This window comes from Flavivirga eckloniae (assembly GCF_002886045.1).
GTDB lineage: Bacteria > Bacteroidota > Bacteroidia > Flavobacteriales > Flavobacteriaceae > Flavivirga > Flavivirga eckloniae.
This window is the reverse complement of record NZ_CP025791.1, coordinates 4898285-4910401: the sequence shown is the minus strand read 5'-3', so window position 1 is coordinate 4910401 and position 12117 is coordinate 4898285. Positions and strand designations below refer to the sequence as shown.

Sequence of the window (12117 nt, the reverse complement as noted above, 5' to 3'; positions counted from 1 at the left end):
AATGAAAACAACTTTAGAAATACAAAACCTTAAATGTGGTGGCTGTGCCAATACAATTATCAGTAAATTATCGGAACTAGAAAACATAAGTGATGTCTCAATTAGCAATGAAGACCATACCGTTTCTTTTTCTTATGAAAACGACAACGTGTTTACTGAGGCTAAACAATTATTGCATAAAATTGGTTACCCGACTGTTGGAGAAAAAAATGCATTAACAACAAAAGCAAAATCTTTTGTTAGTTGCGCAATCGGTAGAATGAATGGTTAATGCTTAAACGATTTCGGCGCTTAACCCTGCATCAAGAAGCATAGAACAGCGAGGTTTTAAATCTTCGTAAGGTCCTGTTTTAACAGTACACTTTCCTTTGTAATGAACTATTAACGAGCATTGTTCTGCCTGCTCTGAAGTATGTTCACAAGCATAAATAAGTGTTTCTATAACATGATCGAACGTATTAACATCGTCATTAAATAGTACTATTTCACGTTGAGTGACTATTTCTTCCTCAAGTAATAATTCTTCTGATGCTTTTTCTTTAGTGCTCATTTTTTAATTTTTAACTAAAATAATTTATTTTTTTAAAACAAAAACAAAAGGACACCAAAAAAGGTGTCCTTTTTAAATATAAAGCTATTTTTATCGAGAATACTAGTACATATACTGTAGTCCAATAATGTCATCGGCATCAAATTCTCCATCTACAGAAGAATTGAAACAAGCCAACATAATTGAATTCGGATTATAACCTGCTGATGTTCCAGGAATTGCATTTGCGCCTACTCCAGCCAGTCCTTCATTTATATTTTGGCCACAACTTTGTCTTGTTTGCCAATCTGTATGTCTAAACCCAACCGAATGTCCTATTTCATGCGTAATTACATGTTCTATAACATCAACATTAAAACTGTTTAAACCGAATATTTGAACAAACTTATAGGGGTTTCCACTAGCAGATGGAAAACCGGCAGATCCTCCAGAGCCAAATTGAAATGGGTTATTGTAAACAACCATGTCCTTAGGTCCGTAGTTTGTACCAAAAGTTAACGTAAAAGAAATTGAAACGCCACTTAATGAGTTATAATTATTTACAGCCATCTGTAATGCATTTTGTTCTTTTGGACTCAAGCCATATCCGCCACCACCGGTGAAACCAATGATGCTTATATTTTTCCCTTGAGACACCAAATTATTGGTATGGTAGTTACGTTCTGTTTCACTACTACCTTTACTTCGTACTCTATTAAAATCTAACTGCATAATTTGTTCCTCCGTAAACATAAGATCTTCTTCTACCTGAATCATAGGTGTGGTTGTACCATCTGGTAATAAAAAATCGACAACCTTTACACCGTCTGTATTCAGATAAAAATCAGATAGTTTTTGTAACATCTCATCTGTTACTTTTAATTTATCTGTGGTAGCTTCTTCTTCTATTTGAGAATTATTATCGGTAGTGACATCCTCTTTTTGACATGATTGAAATAAAAAAGGGGACAATAAAATAGCGACTAAAAATATTTTAAATTTTTCCATGATTTTTAAGTTTTTAATTAATAAATAAAAGCTTCCGGAAACTGGTGCATAAGTTTTTCAGTCTCAGCATTCGATAAGGGTACTGAAAAAAATGTGCTTTAAAATAAATTTATTTCTATATAAATATAATCATTTAAAACAGAATAATTATGTGGTTTCCCCGCATAATAACAGGTTATTACTATGAAAATCAATGTTTTACTAAAAACACTTCAAAAAAACTATTCTTTTTTAAACTCTAAAGCTACCCAATTATTTCGCTCTAATTGAGATTGAAGTTCAAGATTGTTTGTATTGCATATTTTTTTTATAACAGGAATATCGTCGTTATAAAAACCGCTTAAAAACAAAGTCCCTTTTTTGTTTAAACAAGATGCGTAAGTCTCCATATCTTGTATTAAAATATTTCGGTTAATATTGGCAATAATTATATCGTATGTTTTGTTTTTTAAAACCGAAGCATCGCCTTCTATAACCGTTATGTGTTTACAATTATTACGATTTACGTTCTCTATACTGTTTAAATAACACCAGTTGTCATAATCTACGGCATCAATAGATCTTGCCCCTTTCATCTCTGTTAAAATAGCTAGCACTCCTGTACCACAGCCCATATCTAAAACAGATTTATCTGTAAAATCGTTGTTTAGTATGTGTTGAATCATCATATGCGTAGTTTCATGATGTCCGGTACCAAAGCTCATTTTTGGTTCGATAATAATATCGAACTTTGTATTAGGTTGTTCATGAAATGGTGCACGAACCGTACATATATTATCAACTACGATAGGATTAAAATTCTTTTCCCATTCCTGGTTCCAATTGGTCTGTTCGATCTCGCTAAAAGTAAAATTGATTTCAAATTCTTCTGAATCTAAAATTTGAATATCATCCAGTATTGTTGGGTTCCAATCTTCTTTTTGAATGTATGCAGTTACACCTTCCTGAGTTTCTACAAAACTCTCAAACCCCGAATATCCCAGTTCTGCAACGAGTATTTCTACTCCAGGTTCAATGGGATTTACTTTAAACTCGTAACCTAAATAAATAATGTTTGCCATAGTCGACTTTTTCGACTGCAAAGATAGAAGTAAATACCAAAACTTGTTCTTTTACACAAAAAAGTAAGGGTATTCCATGATCAATTAAAAATCACGGAATACCCTTACTAAAAAATGTATCTATTAAAAGGCTGTTTAAAAAGCGTTTACAATAGCAAAAAAGTCGTCTGCATTAAGCGAAGCTCCTCCTATTAAACCGCCATCTACGTCTGGTTTAGAGAAAATCTCTTGTGCATTGCCTGGCTTAACACTTCCTCCATAAAGTATAGAAACAGCGTCAGCTACTTCACTACCATATTTATCTGTTAACGTTTTTCTTATAAATGCATGCATATCTTGTGCTTGCTCAGGACTAGCTGTTTCTCCTGTACCAATTGCCCAAACTGGCTCGTAAGCCAATACAATATTTTTAAAAGCTGAAGCTTTTAAGTGAAATAAAGCATTTTTTATCTGACCTTCTACTATAACTTCTTGGTTGCCCGATTTTCTATCTTCTAACACCTCTCCAAAACAAAAAATAACGCGTAAGTTATTTGCTAGAACAGCATCTACTTTTTTAGCTAACATCTCGTCTGTTTCGTTAAAATATTCACGACGTTCGCTATGTCCTAAAATTACCGTTTCTACACCTACACTCTTAAGCATACTTGCGCTAATCTCACCTGTGTAAGCTCCATTTTCTGCAAAGTGTACGTTTTGCGCTATCACTTCAATACCTTCTCCTTTTAACGCTTCAGAAGCTTGGTACAAATTAGTAAATGTTGGTGCAACCATAACCTCGGCATTCGATGTTTTAGTTTTACCCTTTAACGCTTCAATTAATGATCCTGTTTGCGATAAATCATTATTCATCTTCCAGTTTCCTGCTACAATATTTTTTCTCATAAGCTTAGTTTAAATTTTCCTTTACAGGAGAAAAACGTAAATTAAATTTTGTTCAATATTTTGAAAATTACGCCGCTAAAATACTTAATTTTTAATAGCTTCTATAAGATTTTCGTCATCAGATTCAATAACATCAAATACAACGATTTCGCTGGCTTTATTTATGACCATATATCTGGGAATCCAACTAATATCTACAAAATCTGCAAAAGGACAATCCTCTCCATTTTGCATATAATAATGATCGCCTGCAACATCATACTTTTCAATCCCTTTCTTCCAAGATGCTTCCCCTCTATCCATTGATAAAAACACATACGACACGTCTTTATATTCCGTTTGTAATGCTTTTAACTTAGGCATTCCTTCAATACAATCTTTACACCAGGATGCCCATATATCAATAACTATGGTTTTTCCTTTATGCTTTTCTAAAATACTTTGAAAAGTTACTTCATTGCCTTGCAATGATATAAAGGTGTCGTTCAATGCTTCGGTTGAAAATTGTACAGGATCATTACTATTACAGCTAAAAAAGCCGATCAATAATAGTACTAAGAGGTAATTCGTCTTCATTATAAATGCGTTATTGCAGCTTCACTTTTGGATCTAACCATACATAAATTAAGTCTACCAAAATATTTATGATTATAAAAAGCAGGGCTATAATTAGTACCGATCCCATAATTACAGGCAGATCTAATGTGTTTAGTGCGTTTACAATTTCTTTTCCCAAACCATTCCAGCCAAAAATATACTCTACAAAAACAGCTCCTGCCAACATAGATGCAAACCAACCAGATATTGCTGTAACTACAGGGTTTAATGCATTCTTAACAGCATGCTTTCTTATAATTTGAAATTCACTTAGTCCCTTAGCACGGGCGGTGCGAATATAATCCTGATTAAACACTTCTAACAAGGAATTCCGCATAAGCTGAATAACTACTGCTAATGGACGAATACCCAGTACTGTAGCTGGCAGTATTAAGTTTTTCCATTTTATGTGCATAGCTTCCCCAAAATCGTCCAATTCGTATAAACTGCCTGTCATTTCTAAATTTGTGTACTCATGCAGTATATACCCAAAAAACCAGGCAAATAAAATGGCACTAAAAAATGAGGGGATGCTCATACCTAAAGTACTGAATATCTGAATGAATTTATCTAACCATCGATCTTTAAAAAGTGCAGAAACTATTCCCAATAAAACACCTAAAATCATGGCTATTATAATGGCTGTTACTGCTAATACAAAGGTGTTTGGTAACGTTTCCCCCAACACCTCACTTACTTTTTTACCTTGTTTTGTAAATGATTCCCGCAAATATGGAAACTTTAAAACCACTGTTGTGTTTCCTATAGAAAACAGTCTTGTGGCTTGATACTTTCCTTTGCTCAGAAAGGTATAATCGTCTTGATTTTTTGAATGAAATGAAATGGGCAACAAATCGTTTAAATAATACAAATACTGAGTACTTACAGGTTTATCGAAACCATATTTTTGTTTTACAATTGCCAATTGTTCACTGTCTTCATTCTGTCCCAACATCATTTGCGCCGGGTCACCGGGAAGAACATTAAATAAAAAGAAAATAACAGTCACCACTCCAAATAATGTGAGTAAGGCGTATGAGGTTTTATTTAGTAAGTAGCTTATCAAATATGTTTATTCTACTTTTAGTTTAACGTCGATAATACTGGTATAAAGAATACTGTCTCTGGCATATAGTTCGCTCAACCGTAAAGAATCCTTCACCACATTGACACTTTCTATGTTTTCTTCATTCAAAGCATCAACATCATCTTCAGTGGCAGCTTGATCGTTTATAAAATAGGCCACAGTTTCTTCTTCAACTTCTGGCTCTGGCCTTCTTTCTACCTTTGGCAACTCTAATTTGTGAATATCGTTCCAATGTACTTTCTGTTTTACGGTACCGTTATCCAGTTCTAAAACTCCCGGATTGGAACGTACAACCGTTTTAAGGGCTTTTTCATCACACAGATAAAACTCAAAATCAATATTGTAAGCTTCTTTTATACGTTGCTTGGCTTCCTCGCCAGAAGCAGTTAAACCAATTAACCTATAGCCTTGCTTAATAGCATCGTCTTGTAAAGCTTTTAATTTTAAAGCACCTCCTCTTTCAATTTTTTCCAAACTATAAGATACAATTACAATAAGGTTTTCTTCTGCTAAAAAGTGTTGTGTTAAATCTTCTTCGGCGCTTTCTATTGAAAAGTCATAGATTGGAGGTTGATAACCTTCTTTAATCACTTTAGTCTCCACACTTACAAAATCACCTTCTACAGTTGGGTATGAGCCATTTGTAGTAATTATTTTCTCTTCGCCACCAATATTAAACTTCCATGCGTAATCTATAATTGGTTTTGCGGCATCTTCTGGAATGCTCATGTTTTCCTGAATGTTTGCTCCAATTTTATAGCCTCTAAAATCTTTAACCGGTAAATGCTCCAACACGTGATAACCCAACCAAAGACTAAATATAAAGCCTAATAAAGCAATAACTGTTGTGACCAACTTATTAAATATTGGTTTTATATGCTTTATTCCAAAAAATAGAATCAGTATAAAGAATAACAAAATCAGATCCTTATAAAAACTTTCCCAGGGGGTTAGTTTTAAAGCATCTCCAAAACAACCACAGTCTTTTACTTTTTCAAAATAAGCCGAATAAAATGTTAAAAATGTAAAAAACACGATCATTAACAGCAAACTCCAAATGGTAAACTTAGGCTTATAGCCTATAAGCAAAAACACACCTAAAACAACTTCAAAAACAACGACTAAAACCGAAATCATTAATGCATACGGCTCTAAAAAAGTGATATTTAAAACATCGGCGCTAAAATACTCTTGTAATTTATACGAAAACCCTAAAGGGTCGTTAAGTTTTATTAATCCAGATATGATAAATAAAACACCAACGAATACTCTTGATATGCTAACAAAAATTTTCATAATTTTCTTTTAATTCCTGCGCAGGCAGAAATACACATATAAGTTTTAATTAATAAGATTCCTGCCTGCGCAGGAATTAAAAGTTATTGTTCATTTAAATGAATTAACGCAAAAATGGCATAATTAATCATATCCTGATAATTAGCATCTATACCTTCACTCACCAATGTTTTGCCTGCATTATCTTCAATTTGCTTTACTCGTAATAGTTTTTGCAAAATCAAATCGGTTAAACTACTTACTCGCATATCACGCCATGCCTCACCATAATCATGGTTTTTATCCTGCATAAGCTTCTTGGTCGTGTCTACTTGTTTTTCATATAATTCGGTAGCAGCTTCTGTAGTTAAATCCGGCTGCTCCACAACCCCTTTTTCCAACTGAATCAAAGCCATGATGCAGTAGTTTATAATACCTATAAATTCACTTACTTCGCCTTCGTCTACCTTTCTAACATCATTTTCCTGAAGTCCTCTAATACGCTGTGCTTTAATAAAAATCTGGTCGGTTAGTGAGGGTAAACGCAATATGCGCCAAGCACTTCCATAATCCGACATTTTTTTAATAAATAAACTTTTACACGTATCGATTACCGCGTCATATTGTTTTGAAGTATCTTGCATGAATTAAAATGTATTTTGCGTAAATTTCGCATAAAAAAGTTTAACCGTCAAAGTTTCAGGTTTAAAGTTTTAAAGTTAGTATAAACACCATAGAAAAAGGTATAAATGACAATTAATTGTAAAGGAAAACTTATCGATTTAACATCACCCAAAGTAATGGGAATCCTTAACATAACACCAGATTCTTTTTATGATGGTGGACAACACAAAAGCAACCTTGATATTTTAAAGCATGTGGAATTAATGCTCCAAGAGGGCGCTACTTTTATTGATGTTGGTGCTTACAGCTCGCGCCCTAATGCCGATCATGTAAGCGAGACCGATGAGCTAAAAAGAATCTTACCTATTGTTGATTTAATTTTAAAAGAATTTCCGGACACTTTACTTTCTATCGATACGTTTAGAAGTCATGTTGCCAAGCAATGCATTGATGCTGGTGCGACCTTAATTAACGATATTTCGGCGGGAAAATTAGACCATAATATGCTTCAAACTATTGCAGACTTGCGGGTGCCTTATATTATGATGCACATGAAAGGAACACCGCAAACCATGCAGCAACAAACCGATTACGACGATATGCTTAAAGAAATACTCTATTACTTTTCTGAACGTATTGCTGCTGCAAGGCAATTGGGTATTGTTGATGTTATTGTTGACCCGGGATTCGGTTTTGCCAAAACCTTGGAACAGAATTATGAATTGCTAAATAAACTTGAACACTTTAAAATGATAGAAAAACCTGTATTAGTTGGCATTTCCAGAAAATCCATGATTTATAAAGCACTGGAAACTTCTGCTAAAGCATCTCTTAATGGCACAAGTGTTTTAAACACTGTAGCGCTGCAGAAGAACGCTTCTATTTTAAGGGTTCATGATGTAAAAGAGGCTATGGAATGTATTAAACTGGTTGAATCTGTAGTTAGAAGTTAGAAGTTATGAAACATATTATTTTCTTGTTTATTATTAGTTTGTTTTTTTCCTGTGGAAAAGAAAAAGTGGTGCAGCTTCCTGAAATAAGTCATTCTGAAATAACCGAAATAAATGATGTATCTGCTGCCTATTTGTTCTATGATGAAACGCAAAAAAATAGTGTGGAACTAAACAGAAAAAACCTAATTAGCACAACAAACTGGTTAGTTAATGTTGACAAGCGTTTGACTCTTGAACAGGCTATTCCGCATATAAAATATCTTCAGGACAAAAAACGGAATTCAAGTCATAAAAATAAAAATGCTAAAAATTACTTCACCTGTAACGATGTTAGTAGAAAGAATTTAGGATTTATTGAATTTACAGATGTTGTATACCATGATAGCGATAGTGCTAGCATTGATGAAAGTAATGAAGCCAACATTGTTAATTTGGTCGTTTTTGATATAGATGATATAAGTGTTATTACTATTGATGATGGCGTATTTAATACCGATAAATCTTCTTTATTAAACACTATCAAAGATTCATTGGTTTCAAAATCAAAAGATTATGAAATATTTCTAGCACTTGAAAAGGATTTAACTTTTCAAGATTATATTTCAATTAAATCTATTTTATCTGAAATAAAAAGTAAGCATATTAAAATATCAAATCACGAAGGTATTTCTTATTAATCATATTTTCTTAATTTTACCAAAACCCATATCACTTGGAAATATTTAAAGATCTTTTAAAATTTACTGTAGTTGATGTTATAGATGTCATCTTGGTGGCACTCCTACTCTACTATGTTTACAAACTTGTAAAGGGTACGGTAGCCATCAATATATTTCTTGGAATTATCATTATATACTTGGTTTGGAGGTTAACCGACTTCTTAAACATGGAACTTCTTACCGGGATTTTTGGTGGTTTTATGAAGGTTGGGATTATCGCTTTGATTGTTGTATTCCAGCCAGAAATTCGTAAGTTTTTATTAATGGTAGGCTCGACCAACTTTAGTAGGCGACGTAAGTTTATAAAGCAGCTTAAATTTTTAAAAACTGAAACAACCGATGAAACCGATATCAATGCCATCGTTTCGGCTTGTCACAAAATGTCTATGTCTAAAACCGGTGCCTTAATCGTTTTTGAACGTAATAATAGTCTGGATTTTTTATCCTCGTCGGGAGATGAAATGAATATCAAGGTAACCCAACCCATAATTGAAAGTATTTTTTTTAAAAATAGCCCGTTACACGATGGTGCGATTATAGTTAGCAATAACATTGTAAAAGCAACGCGTGTTATTTTACCTGTAAATAACGAAAAAACTATTCCGCAGCGTTTTGGGCTTCGTCATAGAGCTGCTATTGGAGTTACCGAAAAAACAGATGCACTAGCTCTTGTTGTAAGTGAAGAAACTGGGCATATTTCCTATTTTAAAGATGGAGAGTTTGTTGTTTTTAAAGATACAAACCAACTTAATTCCTTGATTAAAGAAGATTTATCGTAATGCTTTGTAAGAACTGCAATAACGATTTACCTGTTGACATTAATTTTTGTGGAGCTTGTGGAGCCAGAGTAATAAAGAACAGGCTTACTTTAAAAAATCTGCTCAAGCATTTTGCCAAAACATATTTTGACTACGACAACAGGTTTTTGCAAACGTTTATAAAGCTTTTTACAGAACCAGAAACCGTTATAGAAAGCTATATTGGTGGTACTCGAAAAAAGTATGTTAATGTTATTAACTATTTTGCCATTGCGCTTACACTATCTGGTTTTCAAATGTTTGTTTTGAATAAGTTTTTTCCTGAATTATTGGATATGGGTTTTCTTGTTCGTGAAGGTGCTGAAGAATTTCAAAAAAAGAATATGAGTTTTACTCAGGAATACCAATCGATCTTATATATGCTTATAGTTCCAGGTTATGCCCTGATTTCAAAAATTATTTTTTTCAATTATAAGAAATACAATTACACCGAGCATTTGGTAACAAACATGTATTTGTCCGCTCACATTTCAATGGTAAGCTCTATACTAATTATAACTGCTGCTTTTTTTGGAATTAATTTTGGTGTAATGGGACTTGCATTTATAGGGATACAAATTTTATACTATGCTTATGGTTTTAAGCGCCTCTTCAAATTAAGTTTTAAAAGTATTGTACTAAAAACCATTTTATTTTTATTAATTCTTGTTGTTTTATTTTTAATATTTAGTGTTTTAGCTGGTATTGTAATGTACCTTAATGGTACTTTAGATGCCATTAATGCCGCTCATAAAGCGGCGTAATGTGTCATAATTATTATTTAATGTAACGTCAATTAATTTCCTTCATAGAAAACCAATCAAAGTTTGAGGTTCGTTTACTTTCTTCACCAGAAGAAGTCGCATACACCCCAATATAAACCCCGTTAAATCGTTGTGCAATTTCATCGGAAAGTATGGCATAATCTTGAATGTCTCCAATTTGTTTTAAATCAGATAAAGAAGTTCCATAACTAAATTGTGCCTTTACACCTTCTACTTTTACATGAAATATTACGGAATCACCTTTGTAAGGAACCCTTGCCATTTCTTTTGGGGTAATATCTCCTACATTATCTTTTTGATAGACTTTTATTAAAACCAGCTGATCCTTTTGTTTTAACAATTGAAAACTATTTCCGTTTCGACGATAAATAGCCAATCCTGCACTTTCGTTAGCTTTTTTAGTCTTAAAATGAACTTTAGTAGCAGCCTCATAATTATGGTACAACGTTCGTCTACCTATAAATGAAGGATTTTTTAGTTCTTCTAAAGTTTGAGGTCGTAGTTTTAAACCTAGATATCCTTTTTTAATGGTGTACCAATTTGTTTTGGGAGTTCTTAAAAAATTCCAGTCGAGTGGTAATTCTTCATTATTAAAATCTTCTTGTGTTGGTTTTTTAGCTACAGGAGTCCATGGCAAATCCGGACGCTTTTGTTCAAATTGCAACAAGCCTTTACCTGGATTAAAAATTGGTGTTATCCCCGATTCTTGTTCGGTCATTTTAACCTTTGCCAAAAACGTTTCACGAGCCAATGTTATATATCCATCTACTTTTCGTTTGGCTAGCATAACGCTCCACCAATCTCCATTTTGGGTTTGTACCAAATCGGCATGACCTGTTTGTCCTATAGCATATGTATCGCTCAAATGGCGGTGTGTCATAACAGGATTAGCATGATTAGGAATATAAGGACCCCAAAGATTTTTACTATTAAAAACGGTTACCGAGTGGTATTCTCCAGTCCCACCTTCTCCAATTAATAACAAGTATTCACCATTAATTTTAAATAAATGTGGTCCTTCCGCCCAACGCGCATTGGAAGCGTGCCCAAAAGTAAGCTGCTTTTTCTCCCCTATAAGTTCACCCTTATCCGGGTTAATCTCCTGCATCCAAATACCATTCTTTCCTGGCCAATCTCCACTGGTTCCGTCAATCACACCTGCTCCGGTGTAATAGCATCTACCGTCATCATCCCAAAAAAGAGAAGGATCAATTCCGGGAGCATCTTTAATCCATATCGGGTCAGACCATGATTCGGCAGGATGTTCGGCTGTAATAATAAAATTCCCCTTACCTCCTACCATGGTACAGATAATGTAAAACTTTCCTTCACGATAGCGAATGGTTGGTGCAAAAATTCCATTAGAATTTCTTAAACCATCTTTATAATCTATTTGAGTTGGTCGAGATAAACCATGTCCAATAAGTTTCCAATTAACCAAATCTTTACTTTCATGAATCGGCAATCCGGGAAACCATTCGAAGCTGGAATTAACCATGTAATAGGTATCACCTACACGACATATAGAGGGGTCTGGGTAAAAACCGGATAAAATAGGATTCTTAAAATTATCGGGTGCATTTTGTCCGTAAATAGAAAAACTAATAACAAATGCCAGGAGTAACTTAATTGTTCTTAAATACATGATATAATTTGGTCTTTAAAAATTTTTAGTGATGCCTTACTACAAAATAAGCACAATAGAGCTAATTAAACACACTGCTTGCGGTATTTTTTTCTATAATCAATAGGTTTTTATCACCATTTAGTCTGAAAAAAGTTTTAGAGAAATATGAC

The 12117-nt window shown here is 33.6% G+C and carries 14 protein-coding genes; 5 read left to right on the top strand and 9 right to left on the bottom strand.

The window, feature by feature from the left end:
* Window position 1 precedes the first annotated feature (1 nt).
* Complete coding sequence (locus tag C1H87_RS20170; RefSeq protein WP_102757543.1) at window positions 2-271, top strand: heavy-metal-associated domain-containing protein; 270 nt, start codon at window positions 2-4, stop codon at window positions 269-271.
* 3 nt (window positions 272-274) lie between these two features.
* Here the strand turns inward: C1H87_RS20170 and C1H87_RS20165 are convergent, their stop codons facing one another.
* The 8 genes from C1H87_RS20165 to C1H87_RS20130 all read right to left on the bottom strand — a co-directional run bounded on the left by C1H87_RS20165 (window position 275) and on the right by C1H87_RS20130 (window position 7086).
* Entirely contained in the window at window positions 275-550 is a 276-nt protein-coding gene (locus C1H87_RS20165; RefSeq protein ID WP_102757542.1) for an ATP-dependent Clp protease adaptor ClpS, read from the bottom strand.
* 102 nt (window positions 551-652) lie between these two features.
* Window positions 653-1537, bottom strand: coding sequence for a M57 family metalloprotease (locus C1H87_RS20160; protein WP_102757541.1), 885 nt, complete (start codon window positions 1535-1537; stop codon window positions 653-655).
* A 221-nt stretch (window positions 1538-1758) separates the two neighbouring features.
* Window positions 1759-2598, bottom strand: coding sequence for a 50S ribosomal protein L11 methyltransferase (prmA, locus tag C1H87_RS20155; protein ID WP_102757540.1), 840 nt, complete (start codon window positions 2596-2598; stop codon window positions 1759-1761).
* Window positions 2599-2733: 135 nt separating this feature from the next.
* The gene (tpiA, locus tag C1H87_RS20150) at window positions 2734-3483 is read right to left on the bottom strand and encodes a triose-phosphate isomerase (RefSeq protein ID WP_102757539.1); all 750 of its coding nucleotides are present in this window, start codon (window positions 3481-3483) and stop codon (window positions 2734-2736) included.
* 84 nt (window positions 3484-3567) lie between these two features.
* On the bottom strand, window positions 3568-4059 hold the full coding sequence (locus C1H87_RS20145) for a TlpA family protein disulfide reductase (protein ID WP_233783224.1): 492 nt from the start codon (window positions 4057-4059) through the stop codon (window positions 3568-3570).
* 10 nt (window positions 4060-4069) lie between these two features.
* Window positions 4070-5146, bottom strand: coding sequence for an ABC transporter permease (locus C1H87_RS20140; RefSeq protein ID WP_102757537.1), 1077 nt, complete (start codon window positions 5144-5146; stop codon window positions 4070-4072).
* A gap of 6 nt (window positions 5147-5152) precedes the next feature.
* Window positions 5153-6463, bottom strand: a complete 1311-nt coding sequence (locus C1H87_RS20135; RefSeq protein ID WP_102757536.1) for a BT_3928 family protein — start codon at window positions 6461-6463, stop codon at window positions 5153-5155.
* Window positions 6464-6546: 83 nt separating this feature from the next.
* A complete protein-coding gene (locus tag C1H87_RS20130) occupies window positions 6547-7086 on the bottom strand; it encodes a DUF1599 domain-containing protein (protein ID WP_102757535.1) in 540 nt (179 codons plus the stop codon).
* A 105-nt stretch (window positions 7087-7191) separates the two neighbouring features.
* Here C1H87_RS20130 and folP point away from each other — a divergent pair, with 105 nt between their 5' ends.
* From folP to C1H87_RS20110, 4 genes are read left to right on the top strand one after another with little or no spacing between them, the layout of a single operon-like run.
* Window positions 7192-8019, top strand: a complete 828-nt coding sequence (folP, locus tag C1H87_RS20125; protein ID WP_102757534.1) for a dihydropteroate synthase — start codon at window positions 7192-7194, stop codon at window positions 8017-8019.
* A 5-nt stretch (window positions 8020-8024) separates the two neighbouring features.
* Window positions 8025-8696, top strand: a complete 672-nt coding sequence (locus C1H87_RS20120; RefSeq protein ID WP_102757533.1) for a hypothetical protein — start codon at window positions 8025-8027, stop codon at window positions 8694-8696.
* 35 nt (window positions 8697-8731) lie between these two features.
* Window positions 8732-9517 (top strand): diadenylate cyclase, encoded by a 786-nt coding sequence (locus C1H87_RS20115; RefSeq protein ID WP_102757532.1) that lies wholly within the window; start codon window positions 8732-8734, stop codon window positions 9515-9517.
* Window positions 9517-10299: a DUF3667 domain-containing protein gene (locus C1H87_RS20110; RefSeq protein WP_102757531.1), complete on the top strand. Its 783-nt coding sequence runs from the start codon at window positions 9517-9519 to the stop codon at window positions 10297-10299. The genes C1H87_RS20115 and C1H87_RS20110 overlap by 1 nt, the downstream gene beginning before the upstream one ends.
* A 28-nt stretch (window positions 10300-10327) precedes the next feature.
* Here the strand turns inward: C1H87_RS20110 and C1H87_RS20105 are convergent, their stop codons facing one another.
* Entirely contained in the window at window positions 10328-11965 is a 1638-nt protein-coding gene (locus C1H87_RS20105) for a glycoside hydrolase family 43 protein (protein WP_102757530.1), read from the bottom strand.
* Window positions 11966-12117: the final 152 nt, after the last annotated feature.

Coding starts and splice junctions, on each gene's coding strand:
- C1H87_RS20110 (WP_102757531.1), top strand. CDS start 9,517: ATGCTTTGTAAGAACTGCAATAACGATTTACCTGTTGACATTAATTTT.
- C1H87_RS20105 (WP_102757530.1), bottom strand. CDS start 11,965: ATGTATTTAAGAACAATTAAGTTACTCCTGGCATTTGTTATTAGTTTT.
- folP (WP_102757534.1), top strand. CDS start 7,192: ATGACAATTAATTGTAAAGGAAAACTTATCGATTTAACATCACCCAAA.
- C1H87_RS20165 (WP_102757542.1), bottom strand. CDS start 550: ATGAGCACTAAAGAAAAAGCATCAGAAGAATTATTACTTGAGGAAGAA.
- tpiA (WP_102757539.1), bottom strand. CDS start 3,483: ATGAGAAAAAATATTGTAGCAGGAAACTGGAAGATGAATAATGATTTA.
- C1H87_RS20145 (WP_233783224.1), bottom strand. CDS start 4,059: ATGAAGACGAATTACCTCTTAGTACTATTATTGATCGGCTTTTTTAGC.
- C1H87_RS20160 (WP_102757541.1), bottom strand. CDS start 1,537: ATGGAAAAATTTAAAATATTTTTAGTCGCTATTTTATTGTCCCCTTTT.
- C1H87_RS20120 (WP_102757533.1), top strand. CDS start 8,025: ATGAAACATATTATTTTCTTGTTTATTATTAGTTTGTTTTTTTCCTGT.
- C1H87_RS20135 (WP_102757536.1), bottom strand. CDS start 6,463: ATGAAAATTTTTGTTAGCATATCAAGAGTATTCGTTGGTGTTTTATTT.
- prmA (WP_102757540.1), bottom strand. CDS start 2,598: ATGGCAAACATTATTTATTTAGGTTACGAGTTTAAAGTAAATCCCATT.
- C1H87_RS20170 (WP_102757543.1), top strand. CDS start 2: ATGAAAACAACTTTAGAAATACAAAACCTTAAATGTGGTGGCTGTGCC.
- C1H87_RS20130 (WP_102757535.1), bottom strand. CDS start 7,086: ATGCAAGATACTTCAAAACAATATGACGCGGTAATCGATACGTGTAAA.